Annotated in this window: 27 protein-coding genes; 14 read left to right on the forward strand and 13 right to left on the reverse strand. The window is 56.5% G+C overall.

The features are described 5' to 3' along the window. Positions 1-209 precede the first annotated feature (209 nt). From NTX17_06600 to mgtA, 6 genes are all read left to right on the forward strand, one after another. Entirely contained in the window at positions 210-995 is a 786-nt protein-coding gene (locus NTX17_06600) for a hypothetical protein (protein MCX5801040.1), read from the forward strand. Between the two features lie 139 nt (positions 996-1,134). Next, positions 1,135-2,577 (forward strand): M48 family metalloprotease, encoded by a 1,443-nt coding sequence (locus tag NTX17_06605; GenBank protein MCX5801041.1) that lies wholly within the window; start codon positions 1,135-1,137, stop codon positions 2,575-2,577. A gap of 169 nt (positions 2,578-2,746) precedes the next feature. After that, a complete protein-coding gene (locus tag NTX17_06610) occupies positions 2,747-3,751 on the forward strand; it encodes an ice-binding family protein (GenBank protein ID MCX5801042.1) in 1,005 nt (334 codons plus the stop codon). A gap of 75 nt (positions 3,752-3,826) precedes the next feature. After that, complete coding sequence (locus tag NTX17_06615; GenBank protein MCX5801043.1) at positions 3,827-5,449, forward strand: PKD domain-containing protein; 1,623 nt, start codon at positions 3,827-3,829, stop codon at positions 5,447-5,449. Positions 5,450-5,570: 121 nt separating this feature from the next. Further along, positions 5,571-5,966 (forward strand): hypothetical protein, encoded by a 396-nt coding sequence (locus NTX17_06620; GenBank protein ID MCX5801044.1) that lies wholly within the window; start codon positions 5,571-5,573, stop codon positions 5,964-5,966. A 10-nt stretch (positions 5,967-5,976) separates the two neighbouring features. After that, a complete protein-coding gene (mgtA, locus tag NTX17_06625) occupies positions 5,977-8,610 on the forward strand; it encodes a magnesium-translocating P-type ATPase (protein ID MCX5801045.1) in 2,634 nt (877 codons plus the stop codon). Between the two features lie 79 nt (positions 8,611-8,689). On the opposite strand, the gene NTX17_06630 is transcribed toward mgtA, so the two are convergent. From NTX17_06630 to NTX17_06665, 8 genes are all read right to left on the reverse strand, one after another. Further along, positions 8,690-9,631 (reverse strand): putative Ig domain-containing protein, encoded by a 942-nt coding sequence (locus NTX17_06630; protein MCX5801046.1) that lies wholly within the window; start codon positions 9,629-9,631, stop codon positions 8,690-8,692. A gap of 83 nt (positions 9,632-9,714) precedes the next feature. Continuing rightward, the gene (locus NTX17_06635) at positions 9,715-10,173 is read right to left on the reverse strand and encodes a hypothetical protein (GenBank protein MCX5801047.1); all 459 of its coding nucleotides are present in this window, start codon (positions 10,171-10,173) and stop codon (positions 9,715-9,717) included. 14 nt (positions 10,174-10,187) lie between these two features. Continuing rightward, positions 10,188-12,914: a PilC/PilY family type IV pilus protein gene (locus NTX17_06640; GenBank protein ID MCX5801048.1), complete on the reverse strand. Its 2,727-nt coding sequence runs from the start codon at positions 12,912-12,914 to the stop codon at positions 10,188-10,190. Positions 12,915-12,916: 2 nt separating this feature from the next. Next, on the reverse strand, positions 12,917-13,363 hold the full coding sequence (locus NTX17_06645; protein ID MCX5801049.1) for a hypothetical protein: 447 nt from the start codon (positions 13,361-13,363) through the stop codon (positions 12,917-12,919). 47 nt (positions 13,364-13,410) lie between these two features. Continuing rightward, positions 13,411-13,995: a prepilin-type N-terminal cleavage/methylation domain-containing protein gene (locus NTX17_06650; protein ID MCX5801050.1), complete on the reverse strand. Its 585-nt coding sequence runs from the start codon at positions 13,993-13,995 to the stop codon at positions 13,411-13,413. 19 nt (positions 13,996-14,014) lie between these two features. Beyond that, a complete protein-coding gene (locus tag NTX17_06655) occupies positions 14,015-14,371 on the reverse strand; it encodes a prepilin-type N-terminal cleavage/methylation domain-containing protein (GenBank protein ID MCX5801051.1) in 357 nt (118 codons plus the stop codon). 15 nt (positions 14,372-14,386) lie between these two features. After that, complete coding sequence (locus NTX17_06660) at positions 14,387-14,815, reverse strand: type II secretion system protein (GenBank protein MCX5801052.1); 429 nt, start codon at positions 14,813-14,815, stop codon at positions 14,387-14,389. Between the two features lie 401 nt (positions 14,816-15,216). Beyond that, positions 15,217-15,462, reverse strand: a complete 246-nt coding sequence (locus tag NTX17_06665; GenBank protein ID MCX5801053.1) for a hypothetical protein — start codon at positions 15,460-15,462, stop codon at positions 15,217-15,219. Positions 15,463-15,586: 124 nt separating this feature from the next. Here NTX17_06665 and NTX17_06670 point away from each other — a divergent pair, with 124 nt between their 5' ends. The 7 genes from NTX17_06670 (at position 15,587) to NTX17_06700 (ending at position 21,067) form a co-directional block, all read left to right on the forward strand. Next, positions 15,587-16,159: a sigma-70 family RNA polymerase sigma factor gene (locus tag NTX17_06670; GenBank protein MCX5801054.1), complete on the forward strand. Its 573-nt coding sequence runs from the start codon at positions 15,587-15,589 to the stop codon at positions 16,157-16,159. A gap of 44 nt (positions 16,160-16,203) precedes the next feature. Further along, positions 16,204-16,701: a hypothetical protein gene (locus NTX17_06675; protein ID MCX5801055.1), complete on the forward strand. Its 498-nt coding sequence runs from the start codon at positions 16,204-16,206 to the stop codon at positions 16,699-16,701. A 12-nt stretch (positions 16,702-16,713) separates the two neighbouring features. After that, positions 16,714-17,283 (forward strand): periplasmic heavy metal sensor, encoded by a 570-nt coding sequence (locus NTX17_06680; protein MCX5801056.1) that lies wholly within the window; start codon positions 16,714-16,716, stop codon positions 17,281-17,283. 36 nt (positions 17,284-17,319) lie between these two features. Continuing rightward, positions 17,320-18,264 (forward strand): hypothetical protein, encoded by a 945-nt coding sequence (locus tag NTX17_06685; protein ID MCX5801057.1) that lies wholly within the window; start codon positions 17,320-17,322, stop codon positions 18,262-18,264. A 453-nt stretch (positions 18,265-18,717) separates the two neighbouring features. After that, complete coding sequence (locus tag NTX17_06690; protein ID MCX5801058.1) at positions 18,718-19,995, forward strand: citrate (Si)-synthase; 1,278 nt, start codon at positions 18,718-18,720, stop codon at positions 19,993-19,995. A 224-nt stretch (positions 19,996-20,219) separates the two neighbouring features. Beyond that, entirely contained in the window at positions 20,220-20,693 is a 474-nt protein-coding gene (locus NTX17_06695) for a DUF134 domain-containing protein (GenBank protein MCX5801059.1), read from the forward strand. Further along, on the forward strand, positions 20,690-21,067 hold the full coding sequence (locus tag NTX17_06700) for a NifB/NifX family molybdenum-iron cluster-binding protein (protein ID MCX5801060.1): 378 nt from the start codon (positions 20,690-20,692) through the stop codon (positions 21,065-21,067). The genes NTX17_06695 and NTX17_06700 overlap by 4 nt, the downstream gene beginning before the upstream one ends. Before the next feature lie 33 nt (positions 21,068-21,100). On the opposite strand, the gene NTX17_06705 is transcribed toward NTX17_06700, so the two are convergent. The 5 genes from NTX17_06705 to NTX17_06725 form a co-directional block, all read right to left on the reverse strand. Beyond that, entirely contained in the window at positions 21,101-21,418 is a 318-nt protein-coding gene (locus NTX17_06705) for a cupin domain-containing protein (protein MCX5801061.1), read from the reverse strand. 120 nt (positions 21,419-21,538) lie between these two features. Further along, complete coding sequence (locus tag NTX17_06710; protein MCX5801062.1) at positions 21,539-21,790, reverse strand: hypothetical protein; 252 nt, start codon at positions 21,788-21,790, stop codon at positions 21,539-21,541. Further along, positions 21,783-22,331: a hypothetical protein gene (locus tag NTX17_06715; GenBank protein MCX5801063.1), complete on the reverse strand. Its 549-nt coding sequence runs from the start codon at positions 22,329-22,331 to the stop codon at positions 21,783-21,785. Before NTX17_06715 ends, NTX17_06710 begins: the two co-directional genes overlap by 8 nt. Before the next feature lie 208 nt (positions 22,332-22,539). Continuing rightward, positions 22,540-22,614, reverse strand: a complete 75-nt coding sequence (locus NTX17_06720) for an SEC-C metal-binding domain-containing protein (protein MCX5801064.1) — start codon at positions 22,612-22,614, stop codon at positions 22,540-22,542. A gap of 41 nt (positions 22,615-22,655) precedes the next feature. Continuing rightward, positions 22,656-23,480: a hypothetical protein gene (locus NTX17_06725; GenBank protein ID MCX5801065.1), complete on the reverse strand. Its 825-nt coding sequence runs from the start codon at positions 23,478-23,480 to the stop codon at positions 22,656-22,658. Positions 23,481-24,026: 546 nt separating this feature from the next. Between NTX17_06725 and NTX17_06730 the strand changes: the two genes are divergently transcribed. Further along, on the forward strand, positions 24,027-26,033 hold the full coding sequence (locus tag NTX17_06730; GenBank protein MCX5801066.1) for an FAD-dependent oxidoreductase: 2,007 nt from the start codon (positions 24,027-24,029) through the stop codon (positions 26,031-26,033). The last annotated feature ends 3 nt before the right edge of the window (positions 26,034-26,036 follow it).

A 26,036-nucleotide genomic window follows, 5' to 3' on the forward strand; every position in this document is an offset into this window, starting at 1 on the left:
GTGCGACCCTGCTTGGGGAGGAGAGTGGGCTCCCCCCCCGCTACTCAATCGTGTGTATCATCCACGGCGACAGTGGCTACCTCTATCATGATACCCGCGGCAATGCGTACAGAGCAGATCAAGAAACTCTGGCGAGAGCGAAGAGGGTCGCGGAACGGAACACGCAGGCAGAGGTGTTCATCTTTCATGAAAGACACAGGAGGCACTTCTTGCTTTTTTTTCCTGTCCGTGACGGAACATTTTATTACTACCGGCACGGACGGCTTCTCGCCGAAGAATCGTACTGGCGCGATCAGGGACAATCGCGCTTCGATCCCGAGGTGGAGCTTTATGACCGCTTCCGCGCGGAAGAGCAACCTCAGTTGGTGAGACTGTTCCTCTACTTTGGTCACGAAATCCCTGAATTCGGGGGCGGGGGTTATGATGCATCGTACTCGGATTGGACCTTCACGATAGATGACCTTGCCGGCGGATTGAAACGCATAACGCGTGATTCCACGAAGTTCGATCTCGTCGTCCTTTCCACGTGTTTCAGCGGCACGCCTCACACCGTCGCCGCGCTTGCACCGTACGCACGATACGTCGTTGCTTCTCCCGACAATCTTCACCTCTCTTACTTCGATCTATATCCATTGGAGCGGTTGGATGTGGGTTTGCCAGACGGAGACGTGTCTGCGTTCGCGAAGAAGTTCGCTCGGCATGCATTCGACCGGCTGGCAGAAGATATTCAGACGGCGATCACCGTTGTCGTGTATGATGTGGACCGCGTGCGTGGATTCCTGGACTCCGTCGACGGTGTCTACGATCGTGCCTTGACCACATTGAAAGGGAAGAAACCGGTATCCATTGAGCACTGCGATTGCGCCGAAGACCCTGCTTACGTGCTGCCGGGGATGAGCGAGGGGGTCGACGTGTTCTACCGCCCGCCGCGCTTCGGACGCTCAAAGCACACACAGAGCCATTCCGGATGGGAATGCAGCAAGCTTCTCAAGTGATTCAGCGTTGTGCGAAATGCTTGCACAACGGGGCTGGAACATTTAGACTGATGCAATCGATGAGGTCACGAGTCGCCATTTTGCATACTTCGACACATCTCGCATGCAATTCCGTTCATTGAGAATAGGGGGGCACAAGATGGCCAGCCGCAATGCCATATCCATCGTCGCAAAAATCCTCATGTTTCTTTTGGTCCCGCTCTCCTGCGCGATTAATCCCGTCACGGGCAAGAAACAATTCATGCTGGTTACGGAACAGGACGAGATTTCCCTTGGAAGACAGGCCGATCAGGAAGTGGGTCAGACATACGGTTTCTATGAGAATCCGGCGTTGTCGGATTACGTCAACCGGGTCGGTCAGAGCATATCCAAGAACACGCAGCGGCCGAATAACGAGTACCATTTCAAGGTGCTGGACACGCCTGTCGTCAACGCGTTTGCCGTGCCGGGTGGATACGTGTACGTGACGCGAGGCATTCTGACTTACATGAACGACGAGGCCGAGCTGGCCGGGGTCATCGGGCATGAACTCGGCCACGAGAACGCCAGGCACATTGCCCAGCAGATGAGCCGCCAGCAGGTTGCCCAGCTCGGATTAAATGTCGGCGTGATCCTTTCGGAAGACTTCCGAAAATACGCCGGACTGGCCCAGCTCGGCTCGAGCATGCTGTTTCTCAAGTTCAGCCGGGATGACGAGCGTCAGGCGGACGATCTCGGCGTCGAATACGGCAGCAAGTCGGGCTACGACACCTATCGGATGGCTGCATTCTTTCAGACTTTGGAAAGACTCAATTCGGCGGGCGGCGGTCTGCCGGATTGGTTTTCGACCCATCCCGATCCGGGGAACCGGGTGACGGCGGTCAACAACAAGACAGTGGAATGGCGCCAGAAACTCACTCTGACCCAGTATGCGATCAGGCGTGATAATTACTTGAGGGCGGTCAACGGAATCATTTTCGGCGAAGATCCGCTTCAGGGATACGTGGAAGGCGGCGCGTTTTACCATCCGACCATGAGATTCACCTTCCCGGTCCCAAGCGGATGGCAGGTCAACAATACGCCTTTGCAGGTCCAGATCGTTTCGGATAAACAGGACGCCGTCATCCTGCTGATGCAGGACAGTTCGGCTTCGATCTCCGAGGCCGCAGATCATTTCGTGCAAGAAGCCAATGCGACTGTGCAGTCCAGGGGACGGCTCGTCGTCAACGGGTTTCAAACTGAGAAAGTAGTTGCGCGTCTGATCTCCGGGCAGGACTCACTTCAGGTCTTGTCGTACTTCATAGCCAAAGGGAAAGCCGTCTATGCCTTTCACGGAATGACCAGATGGAATCAATACTCACAATACTCGCCGACATTTTCCAGAACATTGGGCGGGTTCAAGAATCTGGACGACTCATCCAAAATCAACGTAACACCGGAGAAGCTCATCGTCAAAACCGTCACCAAAGCGGGCAGTTTGAAAGCGATTTTGAAACAATTCGGTACGGCAGACGACGAATTGGAAAATCAGGCCGTTTTGAACGGAATGCAACTGGCGGACAATGTGAGCGCGGGAACGCTGATCAAAATTGTGGTGAAATGATCCTGCGCAAGAGACACGGATTCGTCAGGCGGCAGGGGAATACGGGGCATTTGATTCGGATCGTCCCCATGTCACGGAAGGAGGTCAAGGAGAAATGCTTTGGAGCGTAGGAATCATTCTGCGGTTGATTTCTTCGATGCGGCGCCCCGCTCGGGCAGAAGGAGGAGAAATGAAGAAGTCTTTAATTCGTAGCGCTCTTTGCGCTTTGGCACTATCTTTTTTGGCTTTCGGAACGGTAGGCTGGCTGGCGGGCTGCTCGGACAACAGCGTCAAGTCGGAAACCGTTCCTCCCAGTGAGCCTACCAACGTGACGGTCACGCAAGTGGACTCAACCACCGTCGAAGTTACCTGGACTGCTTCGACCGACAACCTGGTGGTGTGCTCGTATAACGTCTACAGAGGGCTGGTTCTGGCCGGCAACACCAGAGACACCACCTTCCGGGACACCGGTCTTATTCCCGGCATGACTTATATCTACTCCGTTGAGGCCTTAGACTGTTCGCAAAACGCAAGCACGCGCTCGGCCTCCGCCGATACCTTCACAACTCCGGGGACTCCTCCCAGCGACAGCACTATCCTTGGGTGCGCGGCCGATTTTGCGATTCTGGCCGGCACGACGATTACCAACACCGGTGGCACAGCGATTACCGGAGATGTTGGGTTGAGTCCGGGTTCTGCAATGACTGGATTTCCTCCGGGAACTTACACCGGGACCTTACACATCAATGATACTGCCGCAAACGATGCTAAATTGTGCTTGACCACCGCGTATCTCTACCTCCAGGGACGACCACCAGTTGCAACTGTGGCCGGAAACATAGGCGGGCAAACCATCTACCCTGGCACCTATGCATCCAGCTCTACGCTTGCGATATCGTCAGGGAATCTCACTCTCGACGCCGGAGGCAACGCGGATGCTCTCTTCATTTTCCAGATTGCATCCGCTCTTACCGTGACGTCCGGTCGACAGGTTATCCTGGCCGGCAGCGCACAGGCCAAAAACGTCTATTGGCAGGTAGGCAGCGCGGCGACTCTTGGAACAACTTCGGTCTTCAGGGGGAACATACTGGCCCTTGACGCAGTCACGCTGGCGACCGGCGCAACTGTGGATGGCAGAGTATTTGCACGGAATGGAGCGGTTACCTTAGACGCCAATGTGGTTACCATGCCGTAAGGGAGAAACAAAGTTGTGCGGTCTGAAACGATGGTAGAACGTATCCTTGAAAACCAAGACCAAGAAGGTGGGAAAATGAAGAGAACGACCTGTTTATTAAGTATAGTGGTGTTATCTATGTGGTTGGTGTTAGCCGTCGCCCCGGCGCAAGGCATGGATCAGACCGGGAAACTGGGACTAGGCCTTCACGGTCTAGTCTATAAGCTCGGCTTGACCGACCACTCCGACTTCTGGACCGTGGGTGAAGGGGTTAACCTGGGACTAAAGTATGGCCTGACCAGCAAGGCTGCTATTGGCCTGGAAGGGCAGATTATGCAAACCTACCTGGCCGACCTGAGCGACGGCTCCAAGCTGGAGGACGGAGCCGGGTTCACCTTCGACAACGTGACCGACGGGCCCCGGCAGCGGGCTTATGTGATTGGAGCGGTGGTCGAATATCATTTTATGCCGGAGAAAAATTGGTCTCCCTACATCTTCGGTGGCCCGGGCATTTATATCTGGAGGTGGACCGATAAGGATTGGAATACCTTGATTTCGGCGGACCCTTCCCTGATCGGCACCGGCATCCCTCCCCTTGATACTGACTCAGAGTGTTACTATATGAAAGACCAGGAACTCTATCTTATGGGGGGGGCGGGACTGGAATTTTTTCCTGCCGAATGGCTGTCTTTTGACTTCGGCGCAAAGTTTCGTTACCTGTCCCATCTCTTGACCAACTTTAAGGACGGAAGAGACATTGTGGGGTCAGATCCCGGCCAATTAGACTTGCCCAAAGGCATAGGCGAATTGTATGCCGGCTTAACCTTGTATTTTGGCGGGAAGAAAGAATGCCCGCCATTGTCCTGCCAGGGCTCCGGAAATCCGATGAGCGGGAGTCCTTCCCTAACGGTGCAGTTTGACGGTTCGGCCAGTGGAGGCTGCCCGCCCGGCACCTACAGCTGGGATTTTGGGGATGGCGTCTCCAGCAGCGACCAGAGCCCCCGGCATACCTACCAGACGGCGGGGAACTATACGGCCTGGTTGACGGTCACCGATTCGAAAGGGAACCGCTGCCAGGAAAGCGTCTCTTCCATAATGGTCGGCTGCCCACCATTGACCTGCACGGCCTCGGCCAATCCCACCAACGGGCCGGTCCCCTTGACGGTGCAGTTTGGGGCTACGGTCAGCGGAGGGTGCCCGCCCTACACCTACAACTGGAATATTGGGGAGGAGCGCTCCAGCAGCGAGCAGAATCCCAGCCAACGTATCGAGAAAGCGGGGAACTATACGGCCCGGCTGACGGTCACCGATTCGAAGGGGAACCGCTGCCAGGAAAGCGTTTCCTATGAGACTTTCGTCGAGTACATCCCGACTCCGGACAAGCCGATAGTGCTCCACGGCGTGAAATTTGAATTCGACAAATCCATACTGTCCGTCAGAGCCGATTCTCTCCTTGACCTGGTGGCAGCCAGTATGAAAAGGAGGCCGGATGTTAAGGTGGAAGTCGCCGGACACTGTGACTGGGTTGGTTCGGACGCCTACAACCAAGCGCTCTCTATCCGTAGAGCCGAGGCAGTGCGCGATTACCTGATCTACAAAGGTGTTAAGGCTGAGAATCTGACCTTCAAGGGCTACGGCGAGACCAAGCCCATGGCTGACAACAAGACCGCCGAAGGTCGGGCCCTGAACCGCAGGGTGGAATTGAGGAGAGTTCAGTAAGTAGCCGCAAACAACAAGAAAGAGCGCCCTTGGTTCCCCCTTCCTCGGGCGCCTTTCTTGTTGCAGTTTTTGTGCGGCCGGCAACTCGGCCTGCGGCTCAACCGCGACGGCAGAAACTACCATGCCTCAGACGCCACACACCGATCTGATCACGCAACGCTTATTGAAGGCCGCCATTGCCGGCCGAGCTGCGCCGTATAGCTATGCCGAACTGGACGTGCTGGCCAAACACTTCACCGAAGAAGATGATGCCGCCAACAAGGTCGAACGACAGGTCGGCAAATCCGCGGCCGCGCTCCTCCTTGAATCCAGGATCGGCGAACAGTTTGACGCCATTGTCACGGGTGCTTCTGATAAAGGCACCTGGGCAAGGTTGCTTACCATCCCTGTTGAAGAAAGAGTGGTGCGCGAGTTCGAGGGCGTGGATGTCGGCGACCGGATTCACGTGCAACTGATCGCCGTGGACGTTGAGCTGGGATATATTGATTTCGGGAAAGTCGGTTCATCAGGGCATTGATGAGGTAGGCATGGATTCTCCGAAACCAACGCCGACTCCGTCTCAGCGTCCAGGTCATCCCGCCGGCGCGAACGGGCCCACCATCTCCGCTCAGTTGTTGGCAAAGGCGCGCGTCGATACCGCGACCCTCCTGCAGGAGCTGGCATCGCGCTTGGAAGGCTTGAGCCAGGCGGAAGCCGATGCGCGATTGAAGCAGGTCGGGCCGAACGAGATCGCCCGCGAAAAGCGCCAGTCCCCCGTGCGGCGCCTGCTGAATAACGTCAAGAATCCGTTGGTCATCCTGCTGGTCGCGCTGGGTGTGCTGTCGTATCTGACCGGTGACCTGCGGGCGATGGCGGTCATTTTCGTAATGGTATTGCTGGGCGTGGTGTTGCGTTTCTCCCAGGAGCTACGCGCCGACAACGCGGCTGAGAAGCTCGAAGCGATGGTCAGCAACACGGCGACGGTGGTGCGCGGCGGGGCGGAAGTGGAAATGCCGCTCAAGCTGGTGGTGCCGGGCGATATCATCCACCTGGCCGCCGGTGATATGGTGCCGGCCGACGCGCGGCTGCTCGCCGCCAAGGACCTGTTCCTGAACCAGGCGGCGCTCACCGGCGAGGCCTTGCCGGTGGAACGCAAGGCCGACCCTGCGCCGGCGGACGTGCAGAACCCGCTCGATCTGCCCAACCTCTGCTTTCTCGGCTCCAACGTGGAAAGCGGCTCCGCGACCGCCGTGGTCATCCACACCGGAGACCGCACCTACTTTGGCTCGCTGGCGGCCAGCATCGTCGGACAGCGCCAGCTCACCAGCTTCGACAGGGGCGTCAACAAGTTCACCTGGCTGATGCTCCGTTTCATCGCCGTGATGGTGCCGGCGGTCTTCCTGATCAACGGGCTGAGCAAGCACAACTGGTTGGAAGCGTTTCTGTTTGCCCTGGCGGTGGCAGTCGGGCTGACCCCCGAGATGCTGCCCATGATCGTGACCGTCAACCTGTCGAAGGGCGCCCTGGCGATGGCGCGCAAGAAAGTGATCGTCAAACGCCTGAACGCCATCCAGAACTTCGGAGCGATGGACGTACTCTGCACCGACAAGACCGGCACCATCACCCAGGGCAAAATCGTGCTCGAAAAGCATCTGGACGTGCGCGGCGAGCCTAGCGATAAGGTGCTGTACTACGGCTACCTGAACAGCTATCACCATACCGGACTAAAGAATCTACTCGACGAGGCGATCCTTGCCCATGAGGAACTGGAAGAACGCCTGAAGGCGAAAGAAAAATACCGCAAGATCGACGAAATCCCCTTCGACTTCGTGCGGCGGCGGATGTCGGTGGTGGTGGAAGATGAAACCGGATTGAACACGCTGATCTGCAAAGGCGCCGTGAATGAAGTGATGGGTCTGTGCACCCGGGTGGTAATCAACGGGAAGGTTCTCGATGTTCTGCCCGAGCATGATGCCCACCGCCGGCAGATGGTGGACCAGCTGAACGGTCAAGGCTTCCGGGTGGTCGCCCTGGCCTACAAAGAAATGCCCGGCTCCTCCGATGAGCCTGTTTACGCGGTCAAGGATGAGTCCGATCTGATCCTCCTGGGTTTTCTCGCCTTCCTCGACCCGCCCAAGGAGACCGCCGCGGAGGCCTTGCAGCGGCTGCACGGCCTGAAGGTCGACGTTAAGATCCTGACCGGCGATAACGAGATCGTCACCGCGTATATTTGTAGGGAAGTGGGCCTGCCGGTCGAACAGATCTTGCTCGGCTCGCAGGTCGAGACGCTGAGCGAGGCGGCGCTGGCCGAAGCCGCCAGCGTCACCAGCGTTTTTGCCAGGCTGGCCCCGGCCCACAAGGAGCGCATCATCAAGGCGCTCCAGAGCAAAGGGCACGTGGTGGGCTTCATGGGCGACGGCATCAACGATGCGCCGGCCCTCAAAGCCGCCGATGTGGGCATTTCGGTGGACAGTGCGGTGGACATCGCCAAGGAGTCGTCCGACATCATCCTGCTGGAGAACAGCCTGCTGATCCTGGAGCAGGGTGTGCTGGAAGGCCGGCGCGTGTTCGGCAACATTATCAAGTATATCAAGATGGCGGCCAGCTCCAACTTCGGGAATATGTTCAGCGTCGTGGGGGCCAGCGCATTCCTGCCCTTCCTGCCCATGCTGCCAATCCAGGTGCTCACCAACAACCTGCTCTACGACTTCTCACAGACTGCTATCCCCACCGACGAGGTGGACGCTGACTGGCTGACCAAGCCGCGCAAATGGACGATCGGCGAAATCCAACGCTTCATTTTGTTTATCGGTCCGATCAGTTCGATCTTCGATTACCTGACGTTTTTCATCATGCTGGCCGTGTTCAAGGCCCGGCACAACCCGGCCCTGTTCCACACCGGCTGGTTCGTGGAGTCGCTCTTCAGCCAAACGCTGATCATCCACGTGATTCGCACCCGTAGGATTCCGTTCATCCAAAGCCGGGCGAGTTGGCCGCTGATCGCCACCTCCCTGATCATCGTTGCTGTGGGCGCCTGGCTGACGGTTTCGCCCCTGGCCGGCACGCTCGGCTTTGTCCCGCTGCCGCAGCTCTACTGGCTGCTGCTGGCGATCATGCTGCCGTGCTACGTAGTGCTGACCCAGTTGGTGAAGACTTGGTTCTACCGGAGGTTTGGCGAATGAACCAACGCCGCCTTCTCGCCCCGGGCGCGCAGAAAATCGCGATGGGAGAGACGAGGTAGGCAGACTGCGGACGGACGCTCTACTGTTTGGGTTCCGGGATCGGAATCGAAAAGGTAAAGCTCTGGATGGCCTCTCCACCGTGCCCGTCGGTCGCCCCTATTCTGACGTCATACGTCGGCTTGCGCTCCTCCCCACTTGGCACGGTCCATTCGATCTTCCCTTTATCGTTGATGCTCATGTGCGGCGGCCCGGAGAGTAGCTCGTAGGTAATGTGGTCGCCGTCCGCGTCCTCGCACACGACCTGGTAAATGAGTAGAGCCCCGGACGTGGACGTCGGTGGAGACGAAGTGATGCTGGGCGCGTGGTTCTCAAGTTTGAGAGGCCCAGTCCTAAAAGGTGGAGAACTGGTTTCTCCGTCGCTCGCGATGATTTCTGCGTAGATCTCATCTTCTCTTTGAACGACCGAGGGGTTCAGCGTCGCGCTCGCTTGTCCGTTCATTTTTCTTCCGTTCTTGAACCAACGGTAGGAGTAGGCAATCTGGTCGTTGTCTACGTCCAGGCATCTTGGCATCACAGAAATACTTGGTAGTTGTCTGCCTTCCAGGGCAAGCGACGCCTCGAGAATTTGCGGGGGGGTATTGAGAATTGTGACCGCGGGGAGGCGGAAAACCTTCCGTGGAAAGGTCGAGTCGAGAAGGGCTACTTCGACCGATATCTGATCACCTTTATGCACATTCTCCGGCTCGAGCGAGTTTCCGGTCACGCCGGGGACGATCACACCATTTCGTTTCCACGTGTAGATGACGTCGGGCAACTTGGTTCGGGGATTGGTCCTGAACCGGACTTCGAGGTGGTTGTTGGCGTAAGCCTGTCCGGGATAGATTCTGCCGGTCTCGAGCACAGTTGTGGGGCTGGCCCCTTCTTCGTTTCTCGTCTTCTGCCCCTGTCCAGAGCAGCACAGGAACAGGAGACAGAGGAACAGAGGAAAGGCAGGAGCGATGGCACCATTGAGTTTATTCACGTTACACTCCGCCGGTCATAGATGAGGCGCGATCACTGGCGAAGAACGATTCGCCCCTGGCTGAACGGACCGGGCGACAAGCCTCATCTGGGGGTTTCCGCAGCAAGCGTGCCCGTGTTCGGATTCACTCCGCTTGGAATGGCTTTTTCCGGGATTGCCGCCTTCCGGTAGTCTTCTCTGAGCACAGAGTCGTCCGGGCGAACTACTACCATCTTCACCCTCGAAATCCCGTTCTCCTCGAAACCGCTCAGGAGTATGCTGACATTCGATACGGGCGTCCCTGTTTGTCGCAGTCCCTCGCCGATGATGTAGATTGTCGTACTCCGAGTAATCGAGAACTCCTTCCCGTCAAGCCATATGTCACCGTCAATCCTGCCGGTGTACGTCCCCGAGGTCAAGAAAAACGCGCCTGCCGACTTCCCGACCAGTTTCTCTTTCCCGTACATCAGCATATTGCTTGACGCGTACGCTCCGGCCGCGAGGGTCAAGACCGCAGCGGTCGCGGCGAGCAGAACCAAGACGAACACTCGTTGGTTTCTCATACTGAATTCCTTCCTTATTGAAAGTCCTCACGCCAAGAATGGACGACGATATGCTGGAAAACTCCCACGGCGTCTTCCGAGGTCAGTTCGGCATACGTGTTCTGAAGAATGATGGTTTCACTCGGCAGGTCAAACACTGGCTCGGAGAAGATGCCGCTACCAATGGATTTCACACGTCCCGCCGTGGTGTTGTTTTCCGTACCATTCTCGTTATCGGGCGCCGAACCGTCCTCGAAGTCGAGACTGTACAGCCACGACGTCCCGCCGGCAAGGCACGGCGTGGACACGGGCTGAAATGATGTGAAGTAGACGACGCCCGCGGCCAACACACACGCCTTGCTGACTCTCTCTCCCGACGCCTTCACAAGGTCGATGAACCATCCGCGACTGGTGCTGCTCAAGGTATGGATGGAAGACGTCTGGTCCGCCAGATTGGCCCTGGTTACCGTTGTGCCGCTGTGATTGTCGATAATGCAGTAGAAAGTCTGCTGACTGGTATTCGAGAGATCAGCCGGCTCCACAAACCTGCCCGTCCCGAAGTACAGAAGAACGTTGCCCGTCGCCGTGACCGTAGGGATTGGTTTCGCCTGAATTGGTTGGCTGGAGCTAAAGAGCACAGTCTTCGACCAGGGAGTCGTGCGAAGGTCGATGCGCCACAAGTTACCCGCCAGATCTCCAGCATAGATTAGATCGTCATAACCGTCGGAGTCCACGTCAACTTTGACGGGGGACGTGACCAAGTTCGTGCTTGTCGAGGTGCTGAGAAGACTTGACCACAGGGTGGATCCATTCTGCAGGCTCAGGGCGAGCAGGTAGCCTTCTCTGGCAGTCTCATCAGGACCGGATCCCACGAACGCAACGAATTGACCGAGACTGCTGGAGCGTGCCACTTCCGGCACTCCCCACGATTCGTTCACCATGGGCACGGAGACGTCCCAGAGGAGTGAGAAGCCCTCCGGGGTCGGGACGGTTACGTCAAGGGCGAAGTAACCGTCGCCTCCCTCTCTTTCACTCCCGATGAGAATCGTTCTCCAACTTCCATTCACGTATGCATCGACCACCTTCGAAGTCCCATTTACGTAGAACTGGTGGCAGTAGCGCCGGTTCATGAGTTCCCTTAGGTTCGGAAGCTGGTTCTTGGGGATGTACGCCCATTTTTCGTTCCCGTCTGCAGTCCGTATGCAGTGGAGCATCCCATCGTTTGCGCCGACGTATATCACCTCGTCCCTGCCAGAGTTGCTGATCTTGAAGGTGCTGTAGCTCAGAAAATTGTAGAAATACGAGGGCGCCCCCACGATAACCGGAGAAGAATCCACGACGTCCCCAAGTTTCCAACCTCCCCGAACTCGATATCCCGAAAGATCGGTTCCACGGATGTACCGAACAATATAGGTGGCAGTGTCTATGGTGGTTGTGCTCAGATAGGGCTTCAACTGAGCCACGTTCCCGACACTAAATTCCATTTTGCTGGTTCCGTCGATCGAAGTGTAGATATTCCGTGCGTCTGCACTCTGGCTCTGAAGTTGTACCCCTGCGTCCCAGACCGGGGAATCGCTCTCGTCGTACGGCAAGTCGAAGGCCTCGAGATGTCCCTGCCATTCGCCGGGTTTGAACTTCGCCCTGTACACCTGCCTGTTGGATGCGCTTTCAGTGGAGACCACCGCAGCGGCTGTTCCGGAAGACATTCTGGTGACGATGTCCGCCACTGTTTCTGTCAGGCTGTTTGCGAGCTCCTCGGGGTTGTTCGCGTTGAAATAGAGGCCGCCTCCGTCGTTGGCCGTCTCCTGGAGGAGTCCTGCGTCAACATTAAATCCAATCGTATACGTTACTACATTTTGGTTTCCGTCCAGGTCTGGCCGCATGTCATTGTTGTGAAGGTAAAGCGCGACGTCGTCCATATAGTGTGAGCACTTGTTCGATTCATCATAAGGAGCGCCTATACTGGCACAGTTTCCAGGATCCAGTCCGTCGTGATCGTAGTCGCCGATGTAGCTCGGCAAGTTCCTGTCCATTGTCGGGAACCCGTCGGTGACGACGATCACGAAATTGTGCTGGCACCAGGCCTGAATGGGGGCGCTCGAACCGCTCTGTTTGAAGTAGTCGAGCGCGGTGACCATCGATTCAGCGGTCGGGGTCCAAGCCGTTCCCCCTATGTCATAGAGCCTCGTCAGCAGAGTGGCCTTGGCCGTTCCGATGTTGGCGACCATCGTGCCACCGGTGTCGTAGTTGAATTTCATTATGCCGAATCGGACACCATCTGTTTCATTGATAATATCGGCCACGGCGGCTTTTGCGACTTGTATTCGAGTCATGCGGGGAATCCCGCCACGCTGTGCAGTCGAAGCATGGTAGAAGATCCAGTTCAAGTAGTTCCCCATGTATCGTCCCGACTCTCCCTCGTCACTGGTCACAAGATAGGCGGCCGGCGTAGTGGGCCACCCGTAGTGGAAATCCCTGGGTCTGTACGAGCCACTGGAACTGACGTAGTAGGTGGTCGGTCCGGAAAACCTGCCTGAGTAGTTCGTGTTGGGATCGTAGTCGGGATGGAACATGGCCTCGTTCATGCTGCCGGAGTTGTCGAAAATGAATAGCACGTTTGCATCCAGTCCGCCGGTCTGGATGAACAGCGGATACTCGCACGAGGCCAGCACCGGTTGGTAGGGAGTGCTCCAGATGACGAGCGCAAATCCGATCAGAGCCAGGAGCAATACGGCGGTGGTCGGCCGGGGTTTCAAAGGCATGATCAGTATCCCTCCTTGAATAGTCTGCTTGCTTGAACGACGATTTGGCTCTCGCTTTCCTGACTGCTTGCGCCCACAGCTTCGATGTTGTATTCGAAATCCTTGTATTCGGCGCCCCAACCCGGTCGGGTCGTTTTCCGAAGATACGTGATTCTGAATTGATATCTGTGATCTTGGCTCAGGTTGGAGTAGCCTACCGGAACAAACACGTGGTCGTCCTCGTCGACAATGCCAGGGGGCGAGCTCTGTGCCCTCAGCCAGTTAATTGCCGCCTCGCCGGCCGCGTCCGCGGAATAGAAGGACCTTCCGTGTGCGTACTCGTTGGAAGTAATTTTCTTCTCCGAGATCGCCACAGCTATGATGATCGCCGCCAAGAGCGCGAGGCAGGTAATGAACGCAAGTGCCGTTACCATGGCGATTCCCTTGTTATTCGAAAGTGAGTGCTTCATGGTGTTTCCCGCCTGGGATTAATGACTTAGAATGTCAACAACGGCCTCTACGAATTCCTCAGTGCCGCCGTAGTAGTCAACGTGATCTGCTCGCCCTCTCGAGCGTGTGTCGTGATTGATATCGCAACCGACCGGACCTGGGCGGCCAACAAAGTTGTCAGTGGCAGAGGGCTAAGCGGGTCGTTGTTCGCGTCCAGGTAGTTGAACACAAGGCCGCTTACGTTGGGAACGAGCACCTGCGGCCCGGTGCCCGGGTCGCGGAAGAGAACTTGCGAGACGACGTCGTAGTAGTAGGTTACGTCTTCCGACGGCTCCGCCGTCTCGATGACGCCGTCTCCGTCCAGATCAGCCTGTATGCGCAGGCTATCTGACGAGGCAACGATGATGGCCGAAACACCCACGCCTGAAGGATCGCACCCGGCATGGCGAAGTTCCTTGACGATAATGTCCATGCCAAGCCTGGCATTTCTCTGCATGTTGACTCGCCGACTCGTCTTCCTGTAAGTGTCGTTGCTTGAGTAGAAGACAGTACTGACGACGGCGAGCACGATGCCCAGCATCGCCGCCGTTAACATCATTTCAACGAGGGTAAACCCTCTGTTGCCCTGCGCTAATCTCCTAAGGAATCTCATGTCATTTCCTCTAACAGCGCTATCGCCACGATAGCAAGTTTCGGAAGGTGACGGCTCTTTCGTCACCTGTTTCCTGCCACTGTACCGTCACTGTCACCAAATTGAGACCTACTCCTGCCGACTCGACGTGCGTACGCCACATGAAGGGGCCGGTGGTTCCGGAATCGGGTACTGCAGAGTTGAATCCCAGGTTTCTCGCGCGCTCCATCTGCATTTGGGCAATGTTTAGCGCTTGGGTTCGCTGACCGGAGTGAAAGACGTCCCTCTGAGACAAGGTCTGCACAAAGGCGAGAGGAAGCAGTCCTATGGCCAGTATGATCATCACGACCATCAGTTCCACAAGGGTGACGCCTTTGTTGTTCCATAAAAGTGACATTATGCCTACATTACCTCAGTCGCAGAGGACGGTTCCGTTGGACGACAAAACCAGGGTCTCGCCTTTGCTGCCGTTTGAGATGGTGATGTTCGCTGCGTCGGTCAGCCCCCATGCGTAAAAACTGGGATTGGCGGATGCGTTGAAGGCGAAGCCGACAGGCACTGCGCGGGTTCTGATGACCACGCCCGTGGCGGTCTCAATAATGCGATACTGATTCGCTTGAAATGCGATGTGGTAAGTCTTATGTCTGGCCTGGGCCAATGAACTGGCATAATGGATGTCTGCGATGAGCTCGCTGGAAGCCCCGTTCAGGCGGGAGGTCTCAAGGTATCTCGAGAAAGAAGGTACAGTGAGAGCAACCAGCAGGCCGAAGATGATCATGACCCAGGTCAACTCGAGGAGTGAAAACCCGCTTTGTCCCTTTATGTTACATCTTGTTTTCATGACATCTCACCAACGGGTCTTAATGCAATAGGCATGCCAAGATGATCGAGAGGGAATGGAGGCCCCAAGGGGTCGCTCTGCCGCTCCTTCTGTCGTGGGGGTGGGGACCAGGGTTTTCGTCGTGGTGATCGACGGATGGATTTCGGTCGTTGGGGGCTCCGATGGTGCCGCCGTTGGCCAATCACGGGCCGGTCTCTGCCGGTAAATCGAGAGATCTACGGGGCCGCAGCGCCTTCGAACCCCGACACGAACGGCTTGGAGTGTGGCGCGGTGGTGTTGGGGTGAGCCTGGTATTTCGCAACGAGTTGCACGCTGCAATGTGCCAAGGAGCAGATTGCAGCGTGCGCCCTGGGTGACTTTCAGTCCCCGGCCAGGGTGACTCCTGCAAAGGGAATCACGATCTAGTCCCTGCCACGGGTGGCCAATCCGGAGATGGCCAGAAGAATGATCGAGCCAATCATTGCCACCGCAAAGCTGGACGGGTTGAAGCGAAAGCTGAAGCCGCGGCCGGTTGCCAATTTCATGACGAGACCGCCAAGAAGGCGAAGGAGGACCATGAATTCATTGCGCTCGCGGCGGTTTTTCGCATACAGTGGCGCCTGGTGAAACGGCGGACAATTCCACGGGAAGCGTAACGTCGAGCACATTTTTTGCCGTTCAGCGGAGGTTTTTGCCGTTTCCGGTGTCTAATGAGAAAGCGAAGCAGTGCCTTGTTCATTTCAAGTCATATCAAATCACATTAGGTCTTCTTGAGTCACCTTGGGGCGTTCTGTGGAAGATCAAGAGCTAGTTCAGAGAATCGTCGCGAAGGACCACGCTGCCTTTCAATCGTTTGTTCAACACTATCAATCCCGGGTGTATCGTACGTGCTATCAGATACTGGGTAACGAGCAAGATGCCGAAGACTTGGCGCAAGAGGTTTTCCTCAGGGTTTACGAGCAAGCTGCAGGCTTCCGTGGCGAGTGCAGGATCTCCACGTGGCTCTATCGTGTTGCCGTCAACCTTTCGTTGAATCGACGCCGCAAGCAAAAATGGAATCGCTACCTGGGGGCGTTCGGCTCTCCAGAGGATAAGGAAAACGATCCCGACAGTCACGTGGCAGCCGAAGACGAACGACCGGACAAACTACTTGAGAAGAAAGAAGTTAGCGAGATTCTGAGACAGGCTCTGGACGCCCTCCCGGAGAAGCAGCGTGCGGCAATGATTCTGCACAAGCTCGAAGGGCTTTCGTATCAGCAAATTGCGGATGTGCTGCAGACGTCGTTGCCGTCCGTGGAATCACTTATTCACCGTGCCAAACGCAATCTACAGAGAAGGCTGCTTCCCTTTGCCGAGGAAACCTGAACAGCCCGCAAGTTTTGGCAACCTCGTGTGTCAAAAAGAATGAGGTGAGAAAGAACAATATGGACTGCAAGTTCGTGCGAGAAAATCTCATCGATATCGTTGAAGGAAGATTCAAGCCTGAGGCCAACGTACAGCTTGAAATACATCTGCAGTCCTGTGGCAAGTGCGCGAGCCTGGTTGACCGGTTTGGGCGGCTCTGGGCGGTGTGGGGAGAGACCGCACCCGCTGAGCCCTCGCCTTTCTTTTGGACCCGGCTGCAACAGAGGCTCAGAGCTTCAGAGGTCAGGAGGCCGTGGTTTACGTCTTTCTTGGCGAAACCAGAACACTTGCTGCGACCTGCAATTGCTCTGGCCAGCGTTCTAATAGGTATCGTCGCCGGACATTATCTCGGCAATTTCCCAGCAGAGAAAGTCGCGCAACTTTTGGGGCAGAGACGTGATGTCGCGACTGAACAGTTGGTTGAATATCACTTGGGTCCTCTCGACGATTTCCCGTCGGGTTCCGTGGCAGACATGTACCTGAACGTTGCGGAGAACAACTAGGAGAGTCCGACCATGAAAAGACACTGGCTTAGTCTGGCAGTAGTCATCCTGATTATCCTGAATCTATCAGCCCTGGGTACCCTGGTCTATCATCGTTGGTTCACACCTCCGAAGCACCGGCTTCCGCACCACCCTGAGCGCATGGTCGACTTCCTTCGCAAGGAGCTCTCTCTGACCGACACTCAGGTGGCAGAGTCGGAGTCGCTCAGAGTCCGTTCTGAAGCGAGTATGAGTGGAGTACAGCGGGAGCTGGAGCAAAAGAGACAATCTCTGATGAAAGAGCTTGCCGCAGATGCGCCGGACAGCACGCGCGCCAATCAGTTAGTAGAGGAAATCGCCATGCTCCAGATGACGCTTGAGAAACAAGTGATCCGGCACATGCTACAGCAAAACGCGATACTCACGTCGGAACAGCGCGCGAAGCTCTTCTCGCTGTTGCAAGAGCGCATGCATCGTCGGGACGCGATGTTCGGACCTTCGATGGGAGGACCGGAGGGTGGGCCGCAGCTAGGAGGGCCTGGAGGGAGGCCACCGGAGGGACCGCGAGAAGGATCCAGGGAGGAACGGGGACACGGAGGGTGAGCGCGCCGGTTGTTCACGCGTTGCGGGAGAGAGAAAGTGACTACCAAGCAGTTCGTTGCAGTGTTCTCAAAGCTATTGTCAAGAGCGTTGACTGCGCTTGTGCTGGTGGGACTCACGGGGTCCGTCGGTTGCGCCGCAAGTCGGGACGTGGCTAGTCCGTGGTGTGACAAACCAATGACGATAGACGGTCAGATGGCCGAGTGGGTGGAGCTTGCGCTCACCAATTTCGAAGCGAGCGGTGCAGGAGTGGGAGTGAGCAACGATGGTGAGAGACTCTACGTCCTCGTTTGTTTCAGAGACGAGAAGTGGGCACGAGCCATCAGCATGAGTGGTCTGACTGTGTGGCTCGACAATTCTGCGAAGAAGAAAAGGGACTTGAGCATCCGGTACTCCGCCGGGCCGTCCGTCCCGGAGATGCAGAAAGCTGAAACGAAAGGGGAAGGCGGCTTCTCGAATAGCATGCCTAAAGAATTCAAGGAGCGCCTTGCGCAGCGCCAGGCCTCTGCGGCCAAAGAAATAGCCATCGTTCAGAAGAAGAGCAACAAGACAACGATTGTATCTGCGGACGGCTCGTGTGGTCCGGCCGCGCGCTACGGGAGCAATAAGAGCATCTACGTTTACGAATTCAGTATTCCGCTCAAGGCTAGTGGTGCGGATTCTTGTGTAGATTTCTGTGCTCTCGATGCGAAGCCGGGGCAGAAGGTGTGTCTCGGTTTCGAATGGGGCGGCATGGACAAGAGCGGACCGAGTGGGTCTCCGGGAGACATGGGTGGTGGAATGATGGGAGGTGGGCCGCCTTCAGGTGGCGGGCCTGGTGGGTTTGGTGGAGGCGGAATGGGTGGAGGAGGGTCCATGGGTGGTGGTCCTCGTTCTGGTGGTCCTCCTTCCGGTGGTTCTCCGGGGGGGCCGAAAATGGAGTCAACAGAGAAGCAAGAGGTCTGGCTGAAAGTCACACTGGCCTCGGGACCGACAGGAAAGTGACTGAGTGACTACTGCCGGCGATGAGACTGGCGGGCGGAAGGATGCTTTTGTCTTTCATGATTGCGTCGCGCTAGCTTGCAACACAATCCCTCGTTTGGCCTCCATAGCGTGTGACGCAGTCGCTGCAAAGGCGCGTGTGGCTGTTTACAGGGCACCGCTGCTGCCCTCTGTCAGAGAAGTAGCAGCGGCGGCTACCGTCGCCTCTCCCACGCTCTACCCGGAAGCAGTGTGGAGATCTGCAGCGTAGCATCGCCGTCCGCCAGGCTCACAGTCTTCCAGGCGTCTGCACACATCTGCGTGGGCCGTCGGCGCTTCTTTTTTCTCTTGCGCTCCGTCTGGCGGTTCTGTAACATCCCTGCGATAATTTGAGGGCTTTTGCACCTCAGGACCCTGTATCGAGGTCCGTCACCAGGGTCCAGAGTGTCACGTTGTCTGAACCAAAGGAGGTTCCTGATGGCAACTCTGCAAGAAAGACTGGCTCAGCAGATTCCCAAGATCAGGGAAGACATCCGCGGGCTTGTCAAAGACCACGGAAGCAAGGTCATCTCAGAGGTGACGGTTGAGCAAGCCTACGGAGGAATGCGAGGTGTGAAAGGCCTCGTTTGTGATACCTCTGTTGTCGAGCTTGACCAGGGCTTGATCATACGCGGCATTCCCATCGCCAAGCTGACGGACAAACTTCCGGAGGAGATTTTCTATCTGCTTCTGACCGGCGAGCTCCCAGACAAGGCCGCTCTGAAGGCCCTGCAGGATGATTTCAAGAAGCGCTCGGGCGTGCCTTCTTACGTGTGGGACGTGCTCAAGGCCATGCCGGCCGATTCCCATCCCATGGTCATGTTCGACACCGGCATTCTGGTGATGGAGAAGGAATCACTTTTCAGGAAGCGCTACGATGAGGGCATGAAGAAAGATGAATACTGGCAACCGATGCTCGAGGACTCTCTCACGTTGATTGCAAGACTGCCCGAGCTTGCCGCCGGTGTGTACCGCATGCGCTTCGGCAAGGGTCAGCGAATTGCTTCCAAGCCCGGTCTGGACATGGGCGCAGACTATGTCCACATGCTCGGACTTCCTGATCCGACAGGCGAGTTTGCCAACCTGATGAGGTTGTACCTGGTGCTTCACAGTGATCACGAAGGTGGAAACGTCAGCGCCTTCTCGGCGCACACCGTTGCCTCCGCTCTCTCAGACATCTACTATGCGCTCTCGGCGGGCCTCAACGGTCTGGCTGGACCGCTGCACGGTCTTGCCAACCAGGAGTGCCTCGCCTTCGTGATTCAGCTCAAGGAGCACTTCAAGGGTGTTCCGACAGACGAGGAGTTGAAGAAATTTGCATGGGAGACGCTCAACTCGGGAAAAGTGATTCCGGGTTACGGGCACGCGGTCTTGAGAGTGACAGACCCGAGATTCACGGCGTTTCTCGAGTTCGGAAATCGTGTCTGCCCCGAGGATCCGATATTCAAGATTGTGGATCGCATCTTCGCCATCGTCCCTGCCGTGCTTAAAGAGCAGGGCAAGGCGAAGGACCCGTGGCCGAACGTGGACGCCGGCTCCGGCTCGCTCCTTTATCATTTCGGTCTCACGGAATTCTCGTACTACACGGTGCTTTTCAGCGTATCGCGTGCGATGGGGATTTGCGCGCAGGCGATCGTGAACAGAGCCATCGGCTCTGCCATCGTGCGTCCCAAGTCGGTTTCGACCGAGTGGATGAAGAAGACCGCCAGCAAGTGAGGTAGTGGAGGGGCTGGAACGCCGCCTGCTCTGGGCTATGCCAGGGATTGTGCGGCGGCTAAGCTGCGGCCGAAATAGTGGCCCCAAATTGCGGCGCAATGCTGAACGCCGGGAGCTCAATGAGCTTCCGGCGTTCTTGTTGTTGGATCTTGGGGCGAAAGAATCTGTTGACAGGAAGCGCGAATGGACTTATTATTGGCATATGCTAATAACGAGGAGCCTCGATGCCCAGACCCTGTAAGTTGAGAAGAGTGATGTGCGACCCTGATGCCGTGAGTTTCAAGCCATGCGGGATACCGCTCAGGGACCTTGAGGCCGTCTCTTTGACGTTGGACGAGCTGGAGGCGATCAGGCTTGCGGATCTTGAAGGATTGTATCAGGAGGATGCCGCCCAGAGAATGCGCATCTCCCGGCAGACCTTTGGAAACATAGTTTCCTCGGCTCACCGGAAGGTGGCGGATTTCCTGGTCAATTCCAAGAATCTGACCGTAGAAGGGGGTGTTGTCGTGATGCGAGAGCGTAGTTTCACGTGTGGCCAGTGCGGGCACGTGTGGCCGGTGGCGTTCGGAACCGGAAGACCGTGCGAGTGTCCCCAGTGTAAGAACGCGAACGTACAGCGCTCGGAGGATCAACGTTGCGTCGGACGAAGAGCCGGCCAAGGTCGTGGCCACGGATCATGTTGCAGGGGGTCGAAATGAAGCTGTGTATACCTACTATCGATGCCAAGGGGATTGATTCCATTGTCTCTGACCATTTTGGGAGTGCACCGTATTTCACTCTGTTTGATACGGAGAGCAACGAGATTGCGGCGACGGAGAATCCGCACGGCGAGCACACACACGGTGGATGCATGCCGGTTGCCGTGCTGAAGACGCTTCAAGCCGACGCAGTGCTCTGCAAAGGAATGGGAGCAAGAGCTGTCGGTCTGCTCGGAGAGGCAGGAATCAAAGCCCTTCTTGTCGACGCGAAGACCGTGTCGGAAGCAATCGAACAATTCAAGGCGAAGAGCACAAGAAGTCTGGATGCCGAGACTGCCTGTCGGAGACACGAGTGCCATTCGAAAACGGAGTGACACGCACAGATGTGCGGGGCTGCAACTCGTCTGTCATTCGGCGCGTGCCACGATGTACAGATATTTCAATCGCCCGGGCCCCGTGCAAGAGACGTTGTGCTCGGTCTTGGGAGGGCAGTAGGCCACGGCACCGGACTTGAGCTGCAACGTGGCGCCACCGGTGATCACCATCTTGCCCTTACCCTCCAGCACGACGAGGACTTCCTCATAGTTATCCGTGTTGTGGGTCCCGACCGATTTGCCAGAGGTTAGCACGACAAGGCCGGAGCGCATCGTCACCGTCTCAGGTGGGCCGGCGAGCACCCTCATGTATTCCTTTGCTGTCGAATCCAGCACGATCAACTTCGGCACGGGAACCTTGTTCTCTGCATCCCCGGCGGCGAGCCCGTCAGTGGCAGTGTAACTTCATCGGGCCGGCGCGGTGGACATCACCTGTGAGTCTCGAAGCGCACCGCCAGTTGTGTGGCCAGATCAGCTCGCCTCGAAGTGCATAAGGATCTCAACCCGCTGGGATGAGCTCAACTCGTGCCCGTAAAGCCTGAGGAAAACCAGTGGGCGAAGGTCCTCGATCCGCCCGTGAGTTTGGCCCCGCAGCCCCGCCTGTACCAGTGCCACGCCCGTAGAAAACATGCGACAGGCCATTGCCACTCGCGTCCCGGGCGACTGGCTCATGATCATCTTCTGAAAATTCGTCTCGATATATCGCGTAACATGCTCATCCATGTCGAACCTCGTGCAGAAGCTGCGCCACACACAAAGCAACGGCCCAGCGTTCCAGATAGGCCCAGTCAAGGTTAGTGACATTGTCAATGATGGCACGGGTGTCGCGCAGATGAAGCTCTGACGAAGATTCCCTCGACCAAACCAGCTTCGATAGGATCAGGTCCTCCGGGGTCACCACGTATATCGTGGTTCCCTCGACATCAAATGGACGCCGCCGTCCGAACTCTTCCTCTCGATATTCATCGCCCTTTCGAACAATGAAATCAGCCTTGATGATCCACTTGTTGTGAATAATGTTGAACATAGATCTCTGCGTTGCGGCTTCACGAATACTGCCTACGTCAACGTAGGAATCCGACTCAAACAACTTCGCGAGCCGTTCCGCGTCCTGCGGCTGGCACTCGATCACAAAGTCGATGTCACGTGTCATCCTTGGCGGAGCATAGACAGCCATGGCCATAGAACCTGTCAGCATGTAGGGTATGTGGATGGAATTCAGTCGAGAGACAATGGATTTCAGAAATGCGAGCTGCTCGTCCATGTGGCATAGTCTATATCACATTGGCCGGAGCTGCAAGAGAGACGTCACTGCGGTTCAAAGGCATCGGGCTGGGTCACCTGAGCGGTCGTGTTCAGCGGCGGCCGCCACGCGACCAAAGAGCTTCGAGAAAAGACCGCCTAATGTGCACCTCATGTTTGCTCGTCAGACTCCAAGCGGTTGTTATGTGTATCAGTCGCACGGCGGAAGCTCAGTGATTAGACGACAGGCAACACCTCTTGTACTTTTTTCCAGTTCCACAAGGACACGGATCGTTTCGACGGATCTTCCCGCGGGCGCTTTTGGCAGCACTGAGCCTGTTGCTCCTTAGCGCATCAGCCTCTGCTCAACATAGTGGAGGAAAGATAGCGGATTATCAAAAATGTCGGCGTACACCATTAGATCGCTTATGGATACAGACCACGCTGGGTGCTCTCCGACATCCATGCCGATCCTTCTTAGATGCTCTACCCGTGCTGCCAATTCACTAAAGGTATCAAGTGTGATGGCGCATACGGTGACATGCTCAAAGTTGTTCTTTGATATCTTGCCGATTTGATCGTGGTTGCGGTCAAAGAGATCAAGTCCGAGAAGCCTTCCCAGAACACTGTCTCGCCGTTCCTCCCAAGCGTTTTCCTCAATCACTTTAGACGTTAAACCACGCAGGTTCTCCCGCGATACCGATTGCAGCACTTCGATCTTTTTCTCAAGCTCCCTGGTGGTGACTGCATGGAACTGACGAAAATCTCTGCTAAGTATGCCGAGACCAAGTGTCAGTGAATCCTGGATCTTCTGAATTGAATCGATCAGTCCTTGGAAACTGATACCAAATAGCTCTCTGAGCACGTCATCGTGGGGTGACAACAAGAACCGGAGAAAAGGTATATCATGCACAAGATAGCGATCTCCCCTGACGCTGCACCAGTACAATTGCGCTTTGACATAATACTCATCAAAAGCTCTGTCGTAATGCGGATCGGTTCTGCGAGCATACGCCGTGCGACAAACGTGGTACTCCGAGTCAAGCTGCGAGAAAAGATCACCGACCGATTTTCTGAGTTGTTGCCAGTCTTCCTCAGACACCTCTTCTTCGATGGACTCATCTGGTTCTATAGAGGCAATGATACTTTGAACATAGTCCACCATTCTCAAGGAGACAGCAGCGTCTTGGTTCGGCGCTTAGACTCACTCTTTGTCCCCATGATTCTTCCTGGAAAGACGGATTGCTTTCGTTGGAACGGCACATACCTAGCAGCATTGTCAGCGTCGGTCTTGTTTGTCCACAGATCCTCGCTGTCGCAACACTCAGGTCAAGCGGATAGACTCCTTGTACATGAAGGCGTGCAGCTTTTGATGCCAGTAAAGAAGACACACCCCGTCCTACGAAGCCTGTCACAAGATCAAGGTGGTGTCAAGAGGGTGTGCCGCGCAGCATTTGCCTTGACCAGGGGCCGGCGACAGGGTAGACTCGTCTAGTTTGATTGCATGCGCCAAGTCGGGTGCCCCAGGAGCGGAGGACCCGTCCAGCACCTGAGCAGTATGATGATAAGGGGTGGCCAGCGGGGCGTGCTTCCAGCACTGGAAGACTGCGCTCTTGATGCTGAGTGAGTTACTTCCCATGCAGGGTGGCCTCCTCGTGATAACATAGAGGGGCGACCTCGAAGACAACGGAGTCGAATCAACGGAGTCGGATGAGAAATGAACGAAGATGTCGTCACCTCTGATTCGAGGGTTCTTGTTACGTCAGCTTCTCACGAGCGCGAGGATTGTGCTGAACTTGTCCAGCCGTCTCCCTGTAGTCAGGCCTGCCCGATCGGGACGAACGTCAAAGCGTATGTTTCTCTGATTGCGACGGGCAGATTCGACGAAGCCCTTGCCGTGGCGAGCGAACCGAATCCTTTTCCCGGAATCTGTGGACGCGTCTGCACGCATCCGTGTGAAGACAAGTGCAATCGGAGCGAGCGCGATGACCCTGTTGCCATAGCGTGGCTGAAGCGCTTCGCGGCGGACTATGAGCTTCGCCGCGGAAGGGACAAGGTCAAGCCCGCCAACGTATGGCGGAAGGAAAAGATCGCCATCGTCGGCGCCGGGCCTGCCGGCCTAACTGCTGCCAAGGACCTGGTACTCAAGGGTTATCCTGTCACAGTGTTCGAGGCGCTGCCCAAACCGGGCGGGATGCTCTACTCGGGGATTCCCACCTTCAGGCTTCCGCGCCGCATCATTGATATCGAAATAGCCGCGATCAAGGACCTGGGCGTGACCATCAAGACTGGCACCACCTTCGGAAAAGATGTCACGCTCGACTCTCTCAAGGCCGAAGGCTATAAGGCCTTCCTACTTGCCATAGGCGCCTACAAGAGTCTCAAGCTCGGCGTGCCTGGTGAAGAGCTGAACGGCGTCCACGATTGTCTGGGTTTTCTCTTCAAAGTGAACGAAGGTAAACATCCCGGTCTCTCCGGCAAAGTCGCCGTGATCGGCGGAGGAAGCTCGGCCGTTGACTCGGCGAGGGCGGCGGTCAGAGTGGGCGCGGAATCCGTCGAGATCTTCTATCGCCGAACTGAAAAAGAGATGCCTGCAGCGAAGACGGAAGTGGAGGAGGCAAAACACGAAGGCGTTAAGGTACACCTACTGGTGGCCCCCGTCGAGGTCATTGGGAAGGACGGCAAGGTTACGGCCATGAAGCTCCAGAAGATGCAGCTCGGCGAGCCGGACGCCAGCGGTAGACGACGGCCGGTTCCGATTGAGGGTTCCGAATACGTCGTGGAAATCGATCACGTCATAAGTGCCATAGGCCAACAACCTGACGTGTCCTTTGCGCAGGAGATGAAAGACCTCAAGATCACGCGCTGGAATACCGTGGAAACAAACAGCGAGACGCTCAGAAGCTCTATGGAAGGAGTTTATGCCGCCGGTGACGCCGTGACCGGTCCGGCCACCGTTGTCGGGGCAATAGCCTCAGGTCACAGGGCGGCCTCCGCCATACACAGTTTCTTGAGTGGAGAACGGATGGTTCTTCCGCCGGGGATGGGTGAGACGAGACGCGAATACGAGCTTAAGCCGCCCGAGCCGCCCGTTCTTCCCAGAAAGTCCATAGAGAAGCACGAGGTCAAGAGTTTCAAAGGGAATTTCGAGGAAATCGAACTCGGCTTCACCGAGGCCGCGGCCATGGAAGAAGCGCTGAGGTGCATGCGCTGTGGTCCGTGCTTCGAGTGCGAGCTCTGCATTCAGGAATGTGAGAAAGAAGTCATGGTGTTCGGGAGCTCTCGGAGCGAGATCTTTCCTTTTGTGGTACGAGTTCCCGAGGACGCGCGCGACTCTCTCGACGGCGCGCGCGCCGTCCTGTCACTTTCTGCGACAACTTCGGACGCCAAGCCTGAGGCGGGTCGGCAGACCGGGACCGCGGAGACTCAGATCGAAGGCACTCTCGTGAATATCGTTGCTGCCGTGAACGAAGAGCTATGCCGTGGATGCGGAAAGTGCGAAGAAGTTTGTCTCTATGCCGCTCCACGCGTGAGCTACAAGAAGGAGCGCGGAGCGCTCATTTCGTCCGTCAACGAGAAAGAATGCAAGGGTTGCGGCACCTGTGTCGCGATGTGTCCGTCGGGTGCGATGCAACAGAAATACTTCAGTGACGAAATGATTATCCGAACACTGAAGGAGCATCTCGCCCCAGTGGGGGAAGAAGCTGCTACGGCAACCTCGTGAGGA

It is taken from the genome of Candidatus Eisenbacteria bacterium, from assembly GCA_026388185.1.
GTDB lineage: Bacteria > Eisenbacteria > RBG-16-71-46 > JAFGJU01 > JAFGJU01 > JAPLKG01.

Coding starts and splice junctions, on each gene's coding strand:
- NTX17_06605 (MCX5801041.1), top strand. CDS start 1,135: ATGGCCAGCCGCAATGCCATATCCATCGTCGCAAAAATCCTCATGTTT.
- NTX17_06610 (MCX5801042.1), top strand. CDS start 2,747: ATGAAGAAGTCTTTAATTCGTAGCGCTCTTTGCGCTTTGGCACTATCT.
- NTX17_06615 (MCX5801043.1), top strand. CDS start 3,827: ATGAAGAGAACGACCTGTTTATTAAGTATAGTGGTGTTATCTATGTGG.
- NTX17_06620 (MCX5801044.1), top strand. CDS start 5,571: ATGCCTCAGACGCCACACACCGATCTGATCACGCAACGCTTATTGAAG.
- mgtA (MCX5801045.1), top strand. CDS start 5,977: ATGGATTCTCCGAAACCAACGCCGACTCCGTCTCAGCGTCCAGGTCAT.
- NTX17_06635 (MCX5801047.1), bottom strand. CDS start 10,173: ATGAGAAACCAACGAGTGTTCGTCTTGGTTCTGCTCGCCGCGACCGCT.
- NTX17_06640 (MCX5801048.1), bottom strand. CDS start 12,914: ATGCCTTTGAAACCCCGGCCGACCACCGCCGTATTGCTCCTGGCTCTG.
- NTX17_06645 (MCX5801049.1), bottom strand. CDS start 13,363: ATGAAGCACTCACTTTCGAATAACAAGGGAATCGCCATGGTAACGGCA.
- NTX17_06650 (MCX5801050.1), bottom strand. CDS start 13,995: ATGAGATTCCTTAGGAGATTAGCGCAGGGCAACAGAGGGTTTACCCTC.
- NTX17_06655 (MCX5801051.1), bottom strand. CDS start 14,371: ATGTCACTTTTATGGAACAACAAAGGCGTCACCCTTGTGGAACTGATG.
- NTX17_06660 (MCX5801052.1), bottom strand. CDS start 14,815: ATGAAAACAAGATGTAACATAAAGGGACAAAGCGGGTTTTCACTCCTC.
- NTX17_06665 (MCX5801053.1), bottom strand. CDS start 15,462: ATGTGCTCGACGTTACGCTTCCCGTGGAATTGTCCGCCGTTTCACCAG.
- NTX17_06680 (MCX5801056.1), top strand. CDS start 16,714: ATGAAAAGACACTGGCTTAGTCTGGCAGTAGTCATCCTGATTATCCTG.
- NTX17_06690 (MCX5801058.1), top strand. CDS start 18,718: ATGGCAACTCTGCAAGAAAGACTGGCTCAGCAGATTCCCAAGATCAGG.
- NTX17_06695 (MCX5801059.1), top strand. CDS start 20,220: ATGCCCAGACCCTGTAAGTTGAGAAGAGTGATGTGCGACCCTGATGCC.
- NTX17_06700 (MCX5801060.1), top strand. CDS start 20,690: ATGAAGCTGTGTATACCTACTATCGATGCCAAGGGGATTGATTCCATT.
- NTX17_06710 (MCX5801062.1), bottom strand. CDS start 21,790: ATGGATGAGCATGTTACGCGATATATCGAGACGAATTTTCAGAAGATG.
- NTX17_06715 (MCX5801063.1), bottom strand. CDS start 22,331: ATGGACGAGCAGCTCGCATTTCTGAAATCCATTGTCTCTCGACTGAAT.
- NTX17_06730 (MCX5801066.1), top strand. CDS start 24,027: ATGAACGAAGATGTCGTCACCTCTGATTCGAGGGTTCTTGTTACGTCA.